Consider the following 18,166-nt stretch of genomic DNA (forward strand, 5'->3'; position numbering starts at 1 on the left):
TCGATTCGTGTACAACAAAACTGTTACATTGATCAAACAATCACCACAAAGGTATTTAAAAGGTATTATTGAGTGGTATGTTAAAGGCGTACCCTCTCTGACATGCAGGATTAAAAAATGAAAACGAAAGTCCAACTGTCATTCATGATGTTTGTTGAATGGTTTATCTGGGGCGCGTGGTTTGTGCCGCTGTGGCTGTGGCTGAGCAAAAGCGGTTTTACCGCCGGGGAAATCGGCTGGTCTTACGCCTGTACCGCCATTGCCGCAATCCTCTCGCCGATTCTGGTCGGCTCGCTGACGGACCGCTTCTTCGCCGCGCAGAAAGTGCTGTCAGCGCTGATGTTCGCCGGAGCCATTCTGATGTACTTCGCCGCGCAGCAAACCCAGTTCAGCACCTTCTTCCCGCTGCTGCTGGTTTACTCCCTGACCTATATGCCAACCATCGCGCTGACCAACAGTATCGCCTTTGCCAACGTGGACGACGTCGAGGCCGATTTCCCGCGCATCCGCGTGATGGGCACCATCGGCTGGATCGCCTCCGGTCTTGCGTGCGGGTTCCTGCCGCAGATGCTCGGCTACAGCGATATTTCCGATACCAATATTCCTCTGCTGATGACGGCAGCCAGCTCCGCCCTGCTCGGCGTCTTTGCCCTGTTCCTGCCGAATACGCCGCCGAAAAGTACCGGCAAGCTGGATTTCAAAGTGATGCTCGGGCTGGACGCGCTGATCCTGCTGCGCGACAGAAACTTCCTGGTGTTCTTCTTCTGCTCGTTCCTGTTCGCCATGCCGCTGGCCTTCTATTACATCTTCGCCAACGGCTATCTCACCGAAGTGGGGATGAAAAACGCCACCGGCTGGATGACGCTCGGCCAGTTCTCCGAAATCTTCTTTATGCTCGCCCTGCCGTTCTTTACCAAACGCTTTGGTATTAAGAAGGTCTTACTGCTGGGCCTGATTACCGCCGCCATCCGCTACGGGTTCTTCGTTTACGGCGGAGCGGAACAGTACTTTACCTACGCCCTGCTGTTCCTCGGCATTCTGCTGCACGGCGTAAGCTACGACTTCTATTACGTCACCGCGTACATCTACGTGGACAAAAAAGCGCCGGTGCATATGCGCACCGCCGCGCAGGGCCTGATTACGCTGTGCTGTCAGGGCTTTGGTAGCCTGCTGGGTTACCGCCTGGGCGGCGTGATGATGGAAAAAATGTTCGCATACAAAGAGCCGGTGGATGGGCTGACCTTCAACTGGGCCGGAATGTGGACGTTTGGTGCAATCATGATTGCCGTGATTGCCGTGCTGTTTATGCTGTTTTTCCGCGAATCGGATAAAGAGATCGCCGCAATTGAGGTGGTTGATAGCGATGCCGCGCTGACACAAGGGGAAGTTAAATGAAACAAGAACGTGTTCTCGGTGCTCTTTACGGGCAGGCGTTAGGGGATGCGATGGGCATGCCGTCGGAGCTGTGGCCGAGAAAGCGCGTCAAGGCGCACTTCGGCTGGATCGACCGCTTTTTACCCGGCCCGGCAGAGAATAATGCGGCCTGCTATTTCAAACAGGCAGAGTTCACCGACGATACCTCAATGGCGCTGTGCCTGGCGGACGCGCTCATCGAGTGCGACGGGGAGATTAACGCGGACGTTATCGGCAAGCATATTCTGCGCTGGGCGCTCGATTTTGACGCGTTTAATAAGAACGTGCTCGGCCCAACCTCCAAAATCGCGCTTAACGCGATTCGCGACGGCAAGCCGGTTAACGAACTGGACAACAACGGCGTAACCAACGGGGCGGCTATGCGCGCCTCCCCGCTGGGCTGCCTGCTCCCGGCCACGCGTCTGGAACACTTTGTTGAGCAGGTGGCGCTGGCTTCCAGCCCGACCCATAAATCCGACCTCGCCATTGCCGGCGCGGTGGTGATTGCCTGGGCGATTTCCCGCGCCGTCGACGGCGAAAGCTGGCAGAACATCGTCGATGCGCTGCCGGGTATCGCCCGCTACGCGCAGGAGGCGAAAACCACCACCTTCAGCGCATCGCTAGCGGCACGTATTGAGCTGGCGCTTAAGACCGTACGGGAAGCTAACGGGGTTGAGTCCGCCAGCGAGCAGGTGTACCAGCTCGTGGGGGCCGGAACCAGCACCATTGAGTCCGTTCCGGCGGCCATTGCGATGGTCGAACTGGCGGGAACCGACCCGAACCGCTGCGCCATTTTATGCGCCAACCTGGGCGGCGATACCGACACTATTGGCGCGATGGCGACGGCCATCTGCGGCGCGCTCCATGGCGTGCAGGCGATTGACCCGGCGCTCAAAGCCGAACTCGACGCCGTCAACCGGCTCGATTTCGGCCACTATAGCGAGAAACTGCTGCACTACCGGGAGCAAAGGGAGGGCGTATGAGTTCATTTGCCCAACGTCTCGACACCCTGCACGCCACGCGCCCGCTGACGGTGCTGGGCGCGGCGGTGATAGACGTCATCGCCGACGCCTACGCCCTGCCCTGGCGCGGGTGCGATATCGAGCTCAAACAGCAGGGCGTGAATATTGGCGGCTGCGCGCTGAACATTGCCATCGCCCTGAAGCGGCTCGGCATTACAGCGCAAAACGCCCTGCCTGTTGGTCACGGGGTATGGGCGGACATCATCCGCAACGCCATGGCGAAGCAGGATCTGCACAGCGCCATCCAGGCCGAAACCGGCGATAACGGCTGGTGCCTGGCGCTGGTGGAGCCAGACGGCGAGCGCACCTTTATGTCCTTTAGCGGCGTGGAGAACCAGTGGCAGCAGCGCTGGCTTGATGTGCTTAACATCCCGTCGAACAGCCTGGTCTACTTATCCGGCTACCAGCTGGCCTCGCCGTGCGGCGAGCTGCTGACATGCTGGCTGGAGGGGTTGCGGGACGTGACGGCGTTTATCGATTTCGGCCCCCGCATCGCGGATATCCCCGACGCGCTGATGGCGCGGATTATGGCCTGCAGGCCGATCGTGTCGCTCAATCGTCAGGAAGCGGAGATCGCAGCCGAACGGCTGGGCGTAGCGGCTGAAAACCTGGGTGCGGATTGGCAGCAGCGCTTCGGCGCCGCGCTGATTGTGCGGCATGATAAAGACGGCGCCACGTGGTATGACGGCGACGATGCGGGCGTTGTTCCGGCGTTTCCGGCGACGGTTGTGGATACAATTGGCGCTGGCGACAGCCACGCGGGCGGCACGCTTGCCGGGCTGGCGGCGGGATGGTCACTGGCAGACGCCGTTCTGCTGGGGAATGCCGTGGCGTCCTGGGTGGTCAGCCACCGCGGCGGTGACTGCGCCCCGACTCGCGAGGCGCTACTCCTCGCACACAAAGACGTATAGATCGCTGCGACAGTAGCTGATGCTGTACTCAATCGGCCGGTGCTGTTGGTCAAGCGCGACCTGCTTGATCACCAGCACCGGTATTTTTTCGTCCATCTTAATGTGCGCCTGAAACTCGCTGTCCGGCATGCGGGCGCTAACCCGTGAACGGGTGCGCTGCGGGAAGATATTCTGGCTGCGGAAGTAGTCGTACAGCGAAATGCCAATCGCATCCGCATCGGGAATGAGGCCAACCGGCACCCATGACTCTTCAATCGACACCGCATCGTCATCCACATAGCGAATGCGCTTGAGCAAAAAGACCTCGCTGTCCGGAGGGATCGACAGGTGGTTTGCGACCTCTTCCGGGCACTTCACCACCCGCTTGTTGACCCACAGCGTATTAGGCTTTTGGCCGCGCAGCACCACCTGCTGGGAAAAGCCGCGCGCTTCTTTCAGCGAATATTCAAAGATATTGTTGATTTGCGTGCCATAGCCACGAGAGCGCGTAACCACGCCCTCTTCCTCCAGCGCCTGCATCGCCTTTCGCACGGTGATGCGCGACACCCCGGTTAACTGGCTCAGATCGCGCTCGCCGGGCAAAATATTCCCGTGCTCTAACATGCCGCTTCGCACCGCATTTTTTACCGTTTCGGCAAATTTCAGGTACAGCGGCGTGTTGTCAGGCGCGGCGATCCGTTCATTCAGTTGAGCGATTAACCGGGTATGCGCTTGTTCCATCTCTGTTTTCTCAGGCGTGGTGTTTCCTGCCAGTATACTGGGTTACCACCATGCATGAAAATGATGAACCGGTCCAATACCGTGACCCACTTCCAGAGTATCGGCTTTTGCCAGCGCCGCCGAGAGCCAGGTTTTCGCTTCGCGCACCGTATCAGCCCAGCAGTCATGCCGCGGGCGCAGCGCCGCCAGCGCGGCGGAGAGCGTGCAGCCCGTGCCGTGGGTGTTTTTGGTCTGCACGCGCGGCGCGGTAAAACGTACTTCGCCGTCGCGGGTAAAGAGCCAGTCCGGGCTTTCAGCGTCGTCAAGATGACCGCCCTTCATCAGAACCGCCCCGCAGCCCATCGCCAGCAGCGCGTTTCCCTGCGCTTTCATCTCGCGTTCAGTTTGCGCATGCGATGTGCCTAACAGCGCGGCGGCTTCCGGCAGATTGGGCGTGATAAGCGCCACCTGCGGCAGTAGCTTTGTACGCAGCGTCTCCACGGCGGAGACGGAAAGCAGCGGGTCGCCGCTTTTAGCCAGCATGACGGTATCAAGCACCACGTTTTGCACCTGATAGCGTTTAAGCCGCTCGGCCACCGCTTCCACAATATCCGTCTCAGCCAGCATGCCGATTTTGGTGGTATCGATGCGCACATCGCTGAACACTGAATCCAGCTGCGCGGCAACAAAATCCGGCTCGATACGGTAGACCGACTGCACGCCGCGCGTGTTTTGCGCCACCAGCGCGGTAATGACCGAGCAGCCGTACGCGCCAAGGGCCGAGAAGGTTTTGAGATCGGCCTGGATACCCGCGCCGCCGCTGGGATCGGTGCCGGCAATGGTCAGGGCGTTAATCCGCTTCATGCCTGCTCCTCCAGCGTATAGAGCGCATCCAGAAACGCGCTGGCAAAACTGCCCGGGCCACGCGACTGCGCAACGGCCACCGTTCCGGCTCGCTTCATCCATCCGCAGGCGGCAGCGACGTTATCCATCCGGTCGCCCGGCAGCGAGCAGCTCGCCGCCACAACGGCAGAAAGCGCGCATCCGGTACCCACTACGCGCGTCATTAACGGATCGCCGCCCGTTACCGTGCGGGTGCGTTGCCCATCAGTGATGTAATCCACCTCACCGGTGACGACCACAACGGTATTGGTCTGGCGAGCCAGCGCCTGTGCAGCGGGCACCGCGCTGGCTGCGGTATCGGTTGTATCGACGCCGCGTCCGCCCGCGCTCATCCCGGCAAGGGCCAGAATCTCGGAGGCATTGCCGCGAATGGCAGCCGGTTTCAGGGCAAGGATTTGATGGCAAAAACGGGTGCGGAACGTCAGGGCGCCCGCGGCAACCGGGTCCAGCGTCCAGGGCTTGCCTGCCGCCACCGCGCTTTCTATTGCCCGACGCATCGACTGGGCGCGCGGCGAGGTCAGCGTACCAACGTTAACCAGCAGCGCATCGGCAATCGCGGCAAACTGTTCAGCCTCTTCGGCCTCAATCACCATCGCGGGTGATGCGCCAAGCGCCAGCAAAACGTTGGCCGTGAAGGTCTGTACGACATCGTTGGTCATACAGTGGGTCAGCGGAGAACGGGTTCGGAAGTGGTGTAAAACGTGTAAATCGAGCAGGTCAGGCTGCATGGGTTCGCTCCTGCCTTGCGTGAAGAAGCGATGACCGGGAAGGCATCTGACTTCCCTACGCTGGCATTATCCAGATCAGGTAATACGGGTATTTCTCAGCCTTCACAAAGAAGGGCACCCCGAGTCAAAATACTTTTAAAACAGTGAGTTATAAAACTCATTAACGTTATGTAGTGTAACCGCGGCCCCAGGCCAGGCGCAAGGAGTTTCGATTTATCACGCCGTTTGTCACAGCGGAAATCTCCAGACGCTCTTTCCCGTCATTTGCCAACATTTATTACGCTTTAGTTAATTCTGGTTCAGTAATTGTTAACGTGTTATTGACAATCTTTATTGTGCACTTTTACTAGGGCTATTATTTTTTCAGCCCTGTTACGCGTGATTTATTCTTTTATAAGACATATAAACTCCTTTCATACGAAATAAAAAGAATTCACTCATCTGTTTAACAACGTTAAATATTCATTTTTCAATCAATTACTTAAAGCGAGTTATAAAATTATCGTGCAACTCACAAATAAATGTATACATTAAATAAATCATAGAGTTACCACACCCCTTCGCTGTACTTATTCATATTATTTATGATTTAGATCAAAATAATTAGTTTGGGTTTAATTGATAGTTAATTCACGTTATTAAAAAAGATTAAGGCAGAGTTCAACCGTCATTGATGGTTAATCTCTGTCTCATGAAAACCGTTCAGCTAAATATTATTTTTTCAATACATTAATGATGTGGTCATTTAAAATGAAACCTTTGAATAAATCTATTATTTCTGTTTTTGCACTGTATGTGGTTGCTGGTGGTTCATTCCATGTTGCTACAGCTGCTGAAGCGATGATTCAGACAACTGATGGTAGCAACGTTTTTCTTTCCATCCATGGTCAAGATGAATCAATCAAATCTTATGATTTAGATGATATTGATAAGCTTAAAAGTGGGGTAAGTTCTAACACCACGTCAATATCCCTTTTACGCGGCGATTTAGATGCTGAATCACGTAATCGGGTAGATGAAATTAATCGTGTTGATGGTGAGGCTAAACGTGCCGGTGCTCTTGCTGATACCGCTAGTCAAAAAGCAGACACTGCTTTATTAGACGTTGTTAAAAATGGCTCTGATATCATTCAGCTTCAAAACCAAACCCAATTACAAGGCAACGTATTGACGGATCATGAGCAACGCATCACCTCTTTAGAGAATATGCCAAAACCAGTCAACGGAGTAGATGGAAAAGATGGCGCGAAAGGTGATAAGGGAGATACGGGCGCACAGGGGGCAGCAGGAATTAACGGACGTGACGGCGCAGATGGTCATAATGGGAAAGATGGTGTGGCAACTACCGTAACGCGCTTGCAGGTAGACGCAGCGACGCAAACGAAAGTAGCCAACAACAGCCAGGCTGTTACCGCCACCGCTCAGGAACTTCAGGCAACAAAGCAGACGTTACAGGCAATGAATAACAACACCAATCAGCAATTCAAATCATTGCATGACGAAGTGGATAATAATAAGAAGCAGGCTAACGCTGGTATCTCGGGCGCCATGGCGATGGCAGGTTTACCGCAGGTACAAACGAATCAGCATGTTATGTTCTCTGCTGGCGGTGCAACGTACAATAATGAAAGCGCCCTTGCCGTCGGGGCATCCGTTAACTTCAATTCACATGTCATCGCGAAAGTGAGCTTCTCTGATGATACCGCCAATAATATGGGAGCGTCAGTTGGCGTCGGAATGGGATTTTAACTAAATACAACTTAAGCATTATTAACTGACGCCGTTAAGTTAATAACCCGCTTGCCTCCGGCAAGAATAGCGATGACAGAAAAAACATGCTCAGACATATCATTATTTCAGCGACCCTGTATCTGATGCTCATTGGTGTCGGTATTTGGATCGGCATGATGTACGTCTCTTATTATCTGTGTGTTTTATAAGGTGGACAAAAGTTTAGCCATGAAAACTCAATTAATATGGATTGCACTGATATTGACGGTAGCGATAACACCGGCTCATGCGATTAACGCGCACTATCGTGCTCAATTAGAACGTTCAGGATGTACTGAGATGAACGCGAATGACGGCTCTTGTGATATTCACAAAACAAAAGCCCAAAATGCGGCACAGCACACAACAGCTGCGGTCCACGACCCTTTGCGTGAAGCCACTTTCACATCGGATGCGGTTAACGCCACGATTTTAAACGGCTTTCTTGACGCCACCATTAACGGCAAAAAGGCCATCGTGAAACGTCTGAATACTCATTTCTATGAGATTCACGGTAATGGTTTTGTTATATCGCTAAGCCTTGATGAGAACGGCATTACGGCGGCGTCCTGGAATAAGACGACGGGGCGTAACCACGGCATTTTGCAGGTATCGCAGAAATAAAGCTAACAAGGAGGCTGTCTGCCTCCTTTTTGGTCAGCGAATGGCACGATTTGTCACACTCTTTTTTATGAATTTACAGTCGGGGCAGAACACACGTAACAGTCTGTTTTTCTTTATCATAAAGCGCAATTTTCTTTCTTAAAAAGGGGATATCCCTTCCCCTGAGCGCCATGTCACAAAACAGTAAACAAATTAACCATTGAGCCCCGTGGCAAAAGGCTCTATATTGGCGGCGTTTTTTTCAGGCCCCCATCTGTTTTTTAACTTTTTATTCAATCGTGGCTCATAACGAAGCGGCGGTTGTAGGAGTGATATGATGACGGATAAAGTCCGTATTGACACCGTAGATGCCCACAAAAGCAACGAAACCTATCTGGCCCGTCAGGCCGAGTTTGAATCTAACGTCAGGAGTTATCCGCGCAAACTGCCTTTAGCCATCACTAAAGCAGAAGGCGTGTGGATCACCGATGCAGATAATAAAGAATACCTTGACTGTTTAGCAGGCGCGGGGACCCTTGCGCTTGGCCATAACCATCCTGATGTGCTGAAAAGCATCCAAAATGTCATTACCAGCGGCTTGCCGTTACATACCCTGGATCTGACTACGCCTCTGAAAGACGCGTTTTCTGAATACCTGCTCTCTCTGCTGCCTGGTCAGGGCAAAGAGTACTGCCTGCAGTTCACCGGTCCATCCGGTGCTGACGCCGTTGAAGCGGCGCTGAAGCTGGCGAAAAAAGTGACTGGTCGTAGCGGTATCATCAGCTTCTCTGGTGGTTACCACGGTATGACCCACGGCGCGCTGTCCGTGACCGGCAACCTGTCTCCGAAAGAAGCGGTTGACGGTATGATGCCCGAAGTGCAGTTCATGCCTTACCCGCATGAGTACCGTTGCCCGCTGGGTATCGGTGGTGAAGCGGGCGTGAAAGCGCTGACGTACTACTTCGATAACCTGATCAACGACGTTGAAAGCGGCGTGCGTAAACCTGCTGCGGTGATTCTGGAAGCCGTTCAGGGCGAAGGCGGCGTGAACCCGGCTCCGGCTGAGTGGCTGCAGCGCATCCGTAAAGTGACTCAGGAACACGGCATTCTGCTGATCCTCGACGAAGTGCAGGCTGGCTTTGCCCGTACCGGCAAATTCTTCGCCTTCGAACACGCGGGCATTGAGCCAGACATCATCGTGATGTCTAAAGCCGTAGGTGGCGGTCTGCCGCTGGCCGTGCTCGGTATCAAAAAGCAGTTTGACGCATGGGCGCCAGGCCACCACACCGGTACCTTCCGCGGCAACCAGCTGGCGATGGCGACCGGCCTGACCACGCTGAAAATCCTGAAAGACCAGAACATCGCGGGCAAAGTGGCCGCTCAGGGCGAATGGCTGAAAGGCCAGCTGAAAGAGATGGCGAAACGCTATCCTGTTATCGGCCACGTGCGCGGTCTGGGCATGATGATCGGTATTGAGATCGTTAAGCCACACGAAGCCGCTGACCACATGGGCTGCTTCCCGGGCGACGGCGAGCTGTCTGCACTGATTCAGAAGAAGTGCTTCGAAGCCGGTCTGATTCTTGAGCGCGGCGGCCGTAACGGTATCGTTCTGCGTCTGCTGCCGTCTCTGCTGATCAGCGACGAAGAGCTGAAAATCTTCCTGGATAAATTTGAGCAGGCACTGCTTGCTGCGGGCGTTCGCCCGGCGTAACCGGAGTTATTGATTACGATGTCTGATTCAAACCCAATTTTGTTCTCCTCTGCGCAGAGCATTGAAGCTTACCAGCAGGCGATCGAACAAAGCACTCAGGCTGTGATGCAGTGGCTGAAACAGCCTGAGATGTACCAGGGCAAAACGGTCGCGGAACTGCGCGACCGTATTAAGCTGGATTTCAACCCGAAAGGGCTGGGCAACGAAGCGGCGATTGAACGCGCCGTGGAGTTCTTCCTGAAAGACAGCCTGTCCGTTCATCACCCGCAGTGCGTGGCGCACCTGCACTGCCCAAGCCTGGTCGTAAGCCAGGCGGCGGAAGTGCTGATTAACGCCACTAACCAGAGCATGGACTCCTGGGATCAAAGCCCGTCCGCAACCATTATCGAGATCAAACTGATCGAGTGGCTGCGTACTCGCGTGGGTTATCAGGCCGGCGACGCCGGTGTCTTCACCAGCGGCGGTACCCAGAGCAACCTGATGGGCCTGATGCTGGCGCGCGATGCGTTCTTTGCGCGTCAGGGTCACTCCGTTCAGCAGGACGGTCTGGTGGGAGATCTGCGCAAAATTCGCGTGCTGTGCTCCGAAAACGCACACTTCTCCGTGCAGAAAAACATGGCGCTGATGGGTCTGGGCTACCAGTCCGTAGTGCAGGTGAAAACGGACGAATTCTCCCGCATGGATCTGACCGATCTGGCTGCGAAAATTGAGCAGTGCAATGCGAACGGCGAGCAGATTCTGGCGATCGTCGCGACGGCAGGTACCACCGATGCCGGTGCTATCGACCCGCTGCGTGCAATTGCAGCGCTGGCCGCTAAGCAGAACATCTGGGTACACGTCGATGCGGCCTGGGGCGGCGCGCTGCTGATGTCTGAGCAGTATCGTCACTACCTGGACGGCATCGAGCTGGTGGATTCCGTCACCCTGGACTTCCACAAGCAGTTCTTCCAGACCATCAGCTGCGGCGCGTTCCTGCTGAAAGAAGCGCGCCACTATGAGCTGATGCGCTATCAGGCGGCCTATCTGAACTCGGAGTTCGATGAAGAAGCGGGCGTACCTAACCTGGTGTCCAAATCTCTGCAGACCACCCGTCGTTTTGACGCGCTGAAGCTGTGGATGAGCCTGGAAGCGCTGGGTCAGGAGCAATACGCGGCGATCATCGATCACGGCGTGACCCTGGCGCAGCAGGTTGCTGCCTACGTGAAAGAGCAGCCTGCTCTGGAACTGGTTATGCAGCCACAGCTGGCAAGCGTTCTGTTCCGCTTCCGCGGACAGGTGCAGATGGGTGACGCGGGCATCGCCCTGCTGAACCAGAAAATTGGTGATGCGCTGCTGGAATCCGGCCGTGCGAACGTTGGTGTGACCGAGCACAACGGCGTCACCTGCCTGAAGCTGACGCTGCTGAACCCAACCGTGACGCTGGAAGATATTAAAATCCTGCTGTCTCTGGTTGAGCGCACCGCGCAGGAAATTCTGGCTAAGTAATACAGCACCCCTCTTCCGCCGGGAGAGGGGTTATTTTATACGCCTGCCCACCACATCCTTAATTTTAATCCCCAGTAGCTCGTCCATCCCGTCGTGGTACTGACCACATTACCCTTCGACACAATGACCAGCGTCGGCGTTACGCTCACCTGCCACTGCTGCGACAACGCACCGTTTACATCGTTAATCACCGGCATTTTCAGCTGTTTCTTTTCAACCCAGCGCGCAAGCTTTGCGTTATCACCGGAACGCATGGCAATGCTCACCACGTTCCCCCCCTCTTCTGCCAGCTGATTAACGGAAGGCGTCGTGTAACGGCATATGCTGCACCAGGTGGCCCAGACGTAAATCAGCAGCGGCCGTTCCTGGCTCAGGGCCGAGATATCGTGAATGTTACCGTCGATGCTCTGCATTGGTGTTGCGCTAAAACTGGCGGGGAGTGTCGGTTTTCGATACTGATCAACACCCCACACTACGGCCAGCGTCAGCAGAACGAGTACGATTCCTTCCCGCGCCCAGCGGCGCAGTCGACTGATTTTGCGGTTATCCATTATGACCTCATGTTTTAACGAAGGTCATCTTAACGGGCAATACGCCATCACGCTGTAAAGAAGTGTCGCGTCAGGTTTATTCCTGGGTATAACCGTAGTCGTAATGGCTATATCCCGAGTTGTAATAAAGCACGGCAGATTTCACGATATCATTGAGGATCGCGCCATTCACCTGCACGCCCATTTGCTGCAGACGCTTCAGGCAGTTCTCGATCTCCTTGACGTTAGTTTTACCAAAGCGGGCGACCAGCAGCGTGGTCGCCGCTGCTCGGGCTATCAGCAAGGCATCCGTTACGGCAAGCACAGGAGGGGTATCGACAATCACGATGTCATACATTTTATCTATCTGCGACATCACGGCCTGGAAGCGTTCACTCATGAGCAGCTCAACGGGATGTGAAGGTTGGGGTCCGCAGGTCAATACATCAAAACCGCCTTTTTCAACGCGTTGAACAGCCGTCTGCCATTCAATGTCTCCTCCGAGCACGCAGGATAATCCCCGATGATTGGTCAGTTTGAACACATTGTGGACATATCCCTTGCGCATATCCGCATCAATAAACAGCACTCGCTGTCCGGCCTGAGCGGCAATCGACGCCATTGAAGTACTGACCAGCGTCTTTCCGCAGTCCTGCGTGGGTCCAGACACCACGACAATCCGGTTTGTGGCATCCATCATGGTAAAATGCAGACTGGTGCACAGCCCGCGCACCGCCTCGACAAACATATCTGCCGGGCGGTCAACGGGCAGGAAAGGGACGTTCGACGTTCTGTGCTTCCAGTGGGACGCAAACAGGGTTCTCCTGCGCAGGTGCGTTTTTTTCCAGAGCCATACCGAGCGCGGAAGCGTCGCCAGAAGCGGTATCCCCTGCACTTCCAGTTGTTCAGACGAGGTAATGCCCCGCTTAAAGGCTGAGCGTACTAAAACCATTCCGGCAGAGAGCATCAACCCCATCAGCATACCCAGTACGATAATGAGCGCTTTGTGCGGTTTGATCGGATCTGGCTTCGCAACGGCCGGGTCAATAATCCGCACGTTCCCGATAGTGCTGGAACGCGAAATACTCAACTCTTGCTGACGCGTCAGCAACTGCAGGTATATGGTACGCCCGGACTCAACGTCACGACTCAGCCGTAAGATTTCCTGCTGCGTGGAAGGCATGGTTGAGACGCGATTATTCAGGCGCGCACGCTCGCGTTCAAGCGTTTGTTTTTTCTCCCGCAAGGCACGGTAGGTGGGATGGTCCTTTTTGAAAAGTTGTGAAACCTCTGCTTCGCGGAACGTCAGCTCGTTAAGCTGGTTTTCCACGTTAACAACCTGATCAAGGACTGACTTTGCTTCCAGAGATAAGTCGACAGAATCGCGTTGCTCTCTGTAGGCATTCAGACGCGCTTCAGCTTCATCCAGTTCCCGGCTGATCTTAGGTAATTGCTCCTGTAAGAACGTGAGGCTACGGGAATCTTTCGCTTCCTGGCGCGCAATATTCTGGCTGAGAAAATTTTCAGCAATGGTATTAAGTACCGTGGCGATCCTGGCGGGGTCTTCACCCATTAACGTTAATGCGATCATACCGCTCTGTTTCGCCGACTCAACAACCGTAAGCCTGTTCTGAATGGCGCCGATCGCGTCAAGCCTTGTAACTGCTTCGAGGGTAAACTGGGTGCCTGGTTCCGCGCTGAGGGATGTCACCAGAAGCGACATTCCGTCTTTAACCAGCGTTTTCCCCACGATGCCTTCTGCTTGAAGCGTTTTTCCCTCAAGACGATACCGCCCTTTCCCCTGTACGGTGAGTAAAAGCGTTTGTGGCTTACCTTCCAGAAGAGGAATAGTCAGCGCGCCGATCGTTATTTCATCGGATTTACGTCCCCGCACGTGTTCCCATAACGGCCCGATGACAGGAAACACGCGTCGCCTGGCGTTGTACGTCAACCCTAATTGATCAACGGTCTCTCCCAAAATCATCCGTGATTTAAGGAGTAAAAGTTCCGGCGCGACCTCTGGCGAGAGTTCAGACTCGAAAGGGGTCAGATTCTTGAGCAGTGAGTTACTCTGCTTCGCTTCTACCTGTACCAGGGCATCAGCCTGATAAACTGGCGTGGCGCTGAACGCGTAGATACCCGCGCATACCGTGAACAGGAGCGTGACACACGCAATCGTCACCCGGTTGTCAAACATCTCAGCAAGCAACTGAAGAAGATCGATTTCATTATTCTGCGGTGTCGCAGCACTATATTTATCTGATTTAGAAGACGACATTACGGCTTCATTCCTTATTGACTCAAACGACGAGCCCATTCCTGACTGGCTTTACCCAATTGCTCGAAAACATATTCATAGACTTCGCGACTTTTGTGATACGGGTCGGGAATGTCCCTGGTTTCCAGCCATTGTCCAAAGAGCAGCGATTTTCCCCGGTTCTCCGGAGTCATTGCGGCAATAAAACGGAGGTGTTCCGGCTCCATTACCAGAATCAAATCGGATTGTTGCAGCAGGCTGCGCGTCACCTTTCGGGCAACATGCCCTTCCAGCGAAACACCATGACGCCAGGCGACCGCCTGCGCAGCCGCATCCGCCGGGCGTCCTTCGAGTCCAAAAATACCTGCTGAGGTCACCTGCTTGCCGGGTAATTGCTGACGCAACAGCCGCTCACCAATCGGTGAACGGCAAATATTGCCGGTGCAGACCACTAAAATTGACTGAAACATTACTGCGGCCACGATCTGATGTAACGAACGGTTTCGGTCAGGTCATGGACACCGCTGATGGTAGGCACCAGCTGGGTTATAACGCGATTCCAGCGTGATAACGGTGCCGTAGTGACGTAAACGATGTCATACGGCTCCAGCTGGAATTCCGTACCCAGCACCATGGCTGACGCATCTTCCGCATTCAGTTGATAGATATTGGCAATTTTGTCCGTGTCGCCTTTTTTGGATACCTGCCGAATAACAAAAATGCCGGTTGCATCGGCCATATTTTGGTTAAGTCCACCAGCATTTCCCAGGGCTTCGGCCAGCGTCATGCCGCTACGATCCATCTTAAGCGTACTCTGCTTGACCACTTCGCCCATCACGAACACTTTCAGCGCGTCGTTCCGGGGAATAAACAGGATATCGCCCGGATAAAGCAGCTTATTTTGAGTCAAATCGCCATGCTGCATCAGCGCATAGAGCGAAAGTCGGGAATCCTTGCCGTCATGCGTGAGCACGACGTTACGCCAGTCGGCATCCGCAGAAAGACCGCCAGCGGCGTTAACCGCATCCATCACCGTCAGTGGAATATTCGTTATGGGTTGTTGGCCCGATTTTTCGACCTCTCCGGTGACATAGGCTTTTTGCGAACGGAAGGCGGCAATGCTGACGTCCACCTGCGGGCTCTCAATGACTTTATCCAGTCGCTCTGTAATCTCTTCACGTACCTGTGAAACCGTTTTTCCCGCCACCCGCAGCTTACCGACGTAGGGATAAAAGAGAGTACCATCGGCGTTGACCCAGTTGCCTGCATCGCTTGCGCTACGATATTGTCCCGCGGGCGTCGTTAATTCAGGGTGATCCCAGACGGTGACCGTCAGGATGTCGCCTGTGCCAATACGGTATTCCCAGTTTTTGATCTGCTCATCCAGATTAGGATTTGCCTGAGATTTCGATACGGTCGGACGCAGCTTTTCAATCAATCCCGGCGTTAATGGGAAAATTTCCACGCGCTTATCAAGATTATAATTAACGTCTTCCGCCGCAATGACCTTTTTCCCGGACACACTTAAGTTCTGGCCGGGGGAAAATACACACCCCGTTAACTGACTAACGGTGAGAAATAACAGCGAAAATGCAGTTGTACTTTTCATTTGTATAAATATTTCTTTTTAACGTTGCGCTTATCGTTAATCTTTCAAAGAGATCAAATCTAACGCCATGAAATTTAACTGATTATTTTCATGCAATATGAAACTCTGACATTGTAAAACGTGGCCAAACCGCTCTCTAAAACACGAAAGCAATACTCAACCCTGTAACAAAAAAGGAAGTAAGACCGCTTCACCCGAAGGCAATATTAAATCGTCTTCATAGGGAAAGCATTCACACATCAGTCCAATTTTGACATCAAAAGTTATTTTCAGAATTAATTAGTGAAATAATAAATTTTAAAAATATACTGAGCAGGCAATATTCACCACAGTGATAAACATCATCCCATTCGACTACACAAAACCGTCCACTTTTGTTACATTTTTTTTCAAACATACCCTGCGTTGATACTTAAAATGGACTGTCTGCTCCGCTTTGCACGACCTGCAGACGAAAAGTATCTATAACGATATCACTGGAGAAAAAATGGCTAAGCGTAAATTGCTGCTTCTGGGTGTATTACTGTCTCTGGCGGGATCTGCATTCGCTGCCCCGCAAACGGCCGCTGCGCCATCCGGCATCAAGGCCTATGAAGAACAAGAGTTCATCGCTGACTTTACGAAATTCAAGATTGGCGACACGGCACCGGCGCAGTATCAAACGCCGGAGTACACCATCAAACAGTACCAGTTACGTAACCTGCCGGCTCCGGATGCCGGAACCCACTGGACCTATATGGGTGAGAACTACGTGCTGATCGGCGATGCTGATGGCAAGATCTACAAAGCCTACAATGGAGATATTTTCTATCACCGCTAACGCAATTGTGATTCGCCCCTGGCAGGAAAGTGACCGCCCTTTCCTGCGCACGCTCTACCTCCACGCCCGGCGTGAAGCCTGGCCATGGCTGGACAGTGCAGACTGGCAGCTGGAAGACTTTGACGCGGCAACCCGTGACGAAGTGATTTGGGTTGCTGCACAGAACGGTCATCGCCTGGGTTTTGCCTCCGTCTGGACGAACGATAATTTCCTGCACAACCTGTTTGTCGATCCGCAGTATCAGAGCATGGGCGTCGGGCATGATTTACTTGAACACGTACAGGAAACGTTTACCAGTACGGGTTCGCTTAAGTGCCTGGTGAAGAATGCGCGGGCTATTGCGTTTTACCAGCGACACGGCTGGCACATTGAGGCGACGGGTGATTCTCCGGACGGAGAGTATTATTTGATGCACTATCGGTTGGGTTAAAGTCGGGTGGCGGCTTCGCCTTACCCGACCTACGTGATAGTGCCAGTTGTAGGCCAGGTAAGCGAAGCGCCACCCGGCAATTCAACGCGAAGGCGTTACACCGCGCGGAACGCGATTTCGCCCGGGATCACTTCGCCCTGCCAGTAAAGCTGCGCCGCAACGCGACCCGCCAGCTGACGATACATCTCTGCAAATTCGCTGTCCGGGCGGCTGACCACCGTCGGCTTTCCGCTGTCCAGATCTTCACGGAGGGTAATGTGCAGCGGCATCTGCCCCAGCAGCTGGGTGTGATACTTCGCTGCCAGTTTTTCTGCACCACCCGTACCGAAGATAGGTTCGTGGTGACCGCAGTTGCTGCAGATGTGCATGCTCATGTTCTCGACGATACCGAGCACCGGCACTTCCACCTTCTCGAACATCACGATGCCTTTTTTGGCGTCGATCAGCGCGATATCCTGCGGCGTAGTCACGACGACCGCCCCTGTGACCGGAATGTTCTGCGCCAGCGTCAGCTGAATGTCACCGGTGCCCGGCGGCATGTCCAGCACCAGATAATCCAGATCAGGCCACATCGTCTCCTGCAGCATCTGCAGCAGCGCTTTGCTGGCCATCGGGCCGCGCCAGACCATGGCGTTATCGTCAGTCACCAGGTAACCGATGGAGTTGGTCGCCAGACCGTGCGCCATAATTGGCGCCATGTGGGTCCCGTCCGGCGAGGTGGGGCGCTGGTTTTCCGCGCCCAGCATGTTAGGAATAGACGGACCGTAGATATCGGCATCCAGAATACCGACCTTTGCCCCTTCCGCTGCCAGCGCGAGCGCCAGGTTAACGGCGGTAGAAGATTTCCCTACCCCGCCCTTGCCCGAGCTGACGGCAATGATATTTTTCACGCCGTTCACGCCAGGCTGGTTTTTCACGCGCTTCAGCGTGGCGATGCTGTGGCTCAGCTTCCAGTCGATCGCCTTCGCACCGGTAATACGCAGCAGCTCAGAGCTGGTCTGCTCTTTCAGCGCGTCAAAGGCGCTGGTCCAGACGAACGGCATCTGCAGCTCAATGTGCAGGGTATCGTCCAGCCAGGCAACGTGGTGTAACGCTTTCAGCGTAGTGAGATTGTGCTTCAGGGTTGGATGCTGAAAGTTAGCCAGCGTCCCGGCGACCATTGCTCGTAAGGCTTCCGGTGATTTGGCCTGGGATTGAGAACTCATCCCGACTCCTTTGTTCTTGTGAATAAGACCTTAGATGGACAAGTTTACCTGAAAGGCCGCGGTTTGTGCT

17 protein-coding genes and 1 riboswitch are annotated in these 18,166 nt (G+C 54.2%); of the genes, 9 read left to right on the top strand and 8 right to left on the bottom strand.

What is annotated here, in order from left to right:
• Positions 1–117 precede the first annotated feature (117 nt).
• From DEO48_RS12115 to DEO48_RS12125, 3 genes are read left to right on the top strand one after another with little or no spacing between them, the layout of a single operon-like run.
• Positions 118–1,395: a nucleoside permease gene (locus tag DEO48_RS12115; protein WP_109845296.1), complete on the top strand. Its 1,278-nt coding sequence runs from the start codon at positions 118–120 to the stop codon at positions 1,393–1,395.
• Positions 1,392–2,396 carry an ADP-ribosylglycohydrolase family protein gene (locus tag DEO48_RS12120; protein WP_109845297.1) on the top strand — a complete coding sequence of 335 codons (1,005 nt, stop codon included), beginning with the start codon at positions 1,392–1,394 and terminating at the stop codon, positions 2,394–2,396. Before DEO48_RS12115 ends, DEO48_RS12120 begins: the two co-directional genes overlap by 4 nt.
• Positions 2,393–3,346: a PfkB family carbohydrate kinase gene (locus DEO48_RS12125; RefSeq protein ID WP_109845298.1), complete on the top strand. Its 954-nt coding sequence runs from the start codon at positions 2,393–2,395 to the stop codon at positions 3,344–3,346. The genes DEO48_RS12120 and DEO48_RS12125 overlap by 4 nt, the downstream gene beginning before the upstream one ends.
• Here DEO48_RS12125 and DEO48_RS12130 read toward each other — a convergent pair.
• Genes DEO48_RS12130 through thiM form a run of 3 tightly spaced genes read right to left on the bottom strand, consistent with a single transcriptional unit; the run spans position 3,320 to position 5,676 of the window.
• Positions 3,320–4,066: a GntR family transcriptional regulator gene (locus tag DEO48_RS12130; protein ID WP_109845299.1), complete on the bottom strand. Its 747-nt coding sequence runs from the start codon at positions 4,064–4,066 to the stop codon at positions 3,320–3,322. The two genes, DEO48_RS12125 and DEO48_RS12130, sit on opposite strands and share 27 nt — an antisense overlap.
• 42 nt (positions 4,067–4,108) lie before the next feature.
• Positions 4,109–4,909: a bifunctional hydroxymethylpyrimidine kinase/phosphomethylpyrimidine kinase gene (gene thiD, locus DEO48_RS12135; RefSeq protein WP_045402942.1), complete on the bottom strand. Its 801-nt coding sequence runs from the start codon at positions 4,907–4,909 to the stop codon at positions 4,109–4,111.
• Entirely contained in the window at positions 4,906–5,676 is a 771-nt protein-coding gene (gene thiM / locus DEO48_RS12140) for a hydroxyethylthiazole kinase (RefSeq protein WP_109845300.1), read from the bottom strand. Before thiM ends, thiD begins: the two co-directional genes overlap by 4 nt.
• Positions 5,677–5,711: 35 nt before the next feature.
• A riboswitch (TPP riboswitch) is annotated at positions 5,712–5,808 on the bottom strand.
• A 618-nt stretch (positions 5,809–6,426) separates the two neighbouring features.
• On the opposite strand from thiM, the gene DEO48_RS27155 reads away from it, so the two are divergent.
• The 4 genes from DEO48_RS27155 to DEO48_RS12160 all read left to right on the top strand — a co-directional run bounded on the left by DEO48_RS27155 (position 6,427) and on the right by DEO48_RS12160 (position 11,245).
• Positions 6,427–7,425: a YadA C-terminal domain-containing protein gene (locus DEO48_RS27155; RefSeq protein WP_258306096.1), complete on the top strand. Its 999-nt coding sequence runs from the start codon at positions 6,427–6,429 to the stop codon at positions 7,423–7,425.
• Between the two features lie 210 nt (positions 7,426–7,635).
• A complete protein-coding gene (locus tag DEO48_RS12150) occupies positions 7,636–8,070 on the top strand; it encodes a hypothetical protein (RefSeq protein WP_109845301.1) in 435 nt (144 codons plus the stop codon).
• Between the two features lie 313 nt (positions 8,071–8,383).
• Complete coding sequence (locus DEO48_RS12155; protein ID WP_014884533.1) at positions 8,384–9,760, top strand: diaminobutyrate--2-oxoglutarate transaminase; 1,377 nt, start codon at positions 8,384–8,386, stop codon at positions 9,758–9,760.
• Between the two features lie 18 nt (positions 9,761–9,778).
• Positions 9,779–11,245, top strand: a complete 1,467-nt coding sequence (locus tag DEO48_RS12160) for an aspartate aminotransferase family protein (RefSeq protein ID WP_109845302.1) — start codon at positions 9,779–9,781, stop codon at positions 11,243–11,245.
• 35 nt (positions 11,246–11,280) lie between these two features.
• Here the strand turns inward: DEO48_RS12160 and DEO48_RS12165 are convergent, their stop codons facing one another.
• The 4 genes from DEO48_RS12165 to DEO48_RS12180 form a co-directional block, all read right to left on the bottom strand.
• Positions 11,281–11,796, bottom strand: a complete 516-nt coding sequence (locus DEO48_RS12165) for a protein disulfide oxidoreductase (protein ID WP_109845303.1) — start codon at positions 11,794–11,796, stop codon at positions 11,281–11,283.
• 76 nt (positions 11,797–11,872) lie between these two features.
• Positions 11,873–14,053: a polysaccharide biosynthesis tyrosine autokinase gene (locus DEO48_RS12170; RefSeq protein ID WP_109845304.1), complete on the bottom strand. Its 2,181-nt coding sequence runs from the start codon at positions 14,051–14,053 to the stop codon at positions 11,873–11,875.
• Between the two features lie 14 nt (positions 14,054–14,067).
• On the bottom strand, positions 14,068–14,502 hold the full coding sequence (locus DEO48_RS12175; protein WP_109845305.1) for a protein tyrosine phosphatase: 435 nt from the start codon (positions 14,500–14,502) through the stop codon (positions 14,068–14,070).
• Positions 14,502–15,641 carry a polysaccharide export protein gene (locus DEO48_RS12180; RefSeq protein WP_109845306.1) on the bottom strand — a complete coding sequence of 380 codons (1,140 nt, stop codon included), beginning with the start codon at positions 15,639–15,641 and terminating at the stop codon, positions 14,502–14,504. Before DEO48_RS12180 ends, DEO48_RS12175 begins: the two co-directional genes overlap by 1 nt.
• A gap of 487 nt (positions 15,642–16,128) precedes the next feature.
• On the opposite strand from DEO48_RS12180, the gene DEO48_RS12185 reads away from it, so the two are divergent.
• A complete protein-coding gene (locus DEO48_RS12185) occupies positions 16,129–16,461 on the top strand; it encodes an RcnB family protein (protein ID WP_023336316.1) in 333 nt (110 codons plus the stop codon).
• The gene (locus DEO48_RS12190) at positions 16,436–16,891 is read left to right on the top strand and encodes a GNAT family N-acetyltransferase (RefSeq protein WP_234649993.1); all 456 of its coding nucleotides are present in this window, start codon (positions 16,436–16,438) and stop codon (positions 16,889–16,891) included. Before DEO48_RS12185 ends, DEO48_RS12190 begins: the two co-directional genes overlap by 26 nt.
• 95 nt (positions 16,892–16,986) lie before the next feature.
• Here the strand turns inward: DEO48_RS12190 and apbC are convergent, their stop codons facing one another.
• A complete protein-coding gene (apbC, locus tag DEO48_RS12195; RefSeq protein ID WP_109845307.1) occupies positions 16,987–18,096 on the bottom strand; it encodes an iron-sulfur cluster carrier protein ApbC in 1,110 nt (369 codons plus the stop codon).
• Positions 18,097–18,166 lie beyond the last annotated feature (70 nt).

It is taken from the genome of Enterobacter sp. CGMCC 5087 (assembly GCF_003144775.1).
Lineage (GTDB): Bacteria > Pseudomonadota > Gammaproteobacteria > Enterobacterales > Enterobacteriaceae > Enterobacter > Enterobacter cloacae_M.

What these genes read in the sequence shown, in the direction of transcription:
- DEO48_RS12150 (WP_109845301.1), top strand. Translation starts at nt 7,636, where the DNA reads ATGAAAACTCAATTAATATGGATTGCACTGATATTGACGGTAGCGATA.
- DEO48_RS27155 (WP_258306096.1), top strand. Translation starts at nt 6,427, where the DNA reads ATGAAACCTTTGAATAAATCTATTATTTCTGTTTTTGCACTGTATGTG.
- DEO48_RS12155 (WP_014884533.1), top strand. Translation starts at nt 8,384, where the DNA reads ATGATGACGGATAAAGTCCGTATTGACACCGTAGATGCCCACAAAAGC.
- DEO48_RS12190 (WP_234649993.1), top strand. Translation starts at nt 16,436, where the DNA reads ATGGAGATATTTTCTATCACCGCTAACGCAATTGTGATTCGCCCCTGG.
- DEO48_RS12160 (WP_109845302.1), top strand. Translation starts at nt 9,779, where the DNA reads ATGTCTGATTCAAACCCAATTTTGTTCTCCTCTGCGCAGAGCATTGAA.
- DEO48_RS12185 (WP_023336316.1), top strand. Translation starts at nt 16,129, where the DNA reads ATGGCTAAGCGTAAATTGCTGCTTCTGGGTGTATTACTGTCTCTGGCG.
- DEO48_RS12180 (WP_109845306.1), bottom strand. Translation starts at nt 15,641, where the DNA reads ATGAAAAGTACAACTGCATTTTCGCTGTTATTTCTCACCGTTAGTCAG.
- DEO48_RS12170 (WP_109845304.1), bottom strand. Translation starts at nt 14,053, where the DNA reads ATGTCGTCTTCTAAATCAGATAAATATAGTGCTGCGACACCGCAGAAT.
- DEO48_RS12125 (WP_109845298.1), top strand. Translation starts at nt 2,393, where the DNA reads ATGAGTTCATTTGCCCAACGTCTCGACACCCTGCACGCCACGCGCCCG.
- DEO48_RS12175 (WP_109845305.1), bottom strand. Translation starts at nt 14,502, where the DNA reads ATGTTTCAGTCAATTTTAGTGGTCTGCACCGGCAATATTTGCCGTTCA.
- DEO48_RS12115 (WP_109845296.1), top strand. Translation starts at nt 118, where the DNA reads ATGAAAACGAAAGTCCAACTGTCATTCATGATGTTTGTTGAATGGTTT.
- DEO48_RS12120 (WP_109845297.1), top strand. Translation starts at nt 1,392, where the DNA reads ATGAAACAAGAACGTGTTCTCGGTGCTCTTTACGGGCAGGCGTTAGGG.
- thiD (WP_045402942.1), bottom strand. Translation starts at nt 4,909, where the DNA reads ATGAAGCGGATTAACGCCCTGACCATTGCCGGCACCGATCCCAGCGGC.
- thiM (WP_109845300.1), bottom strand. Translation starts at nt 5,676, where the DNA reads ATGCAGCCTGACCTGCTCGATTTACACGTTTTACACCACTTCCGAACC.
- DEO48_RS12165 (WP_109845303.1), bottom strand. Translation starts at nt 11,796, where the DNA reads ATGGATAACCGCAAAATCAGTCGACTGCGCCGCTGGGCGCGGGAAGGA.
- apbC (WP_109845307.1), bottom strand. Translation starts at nt 18,096, where the DNA reads ATGAGTTCTCAATCCCAGGCCAAATCACCGGAAGCCTTACGAGCAATG.
- DEO48_RS12130 (WP_109845299.1), bottom strand. Translation starts at nt 4,066, where the DNA reads ATGGAACAAGCGCATACCCGGTTAATCGCTCAACTGAATGAACGGATC.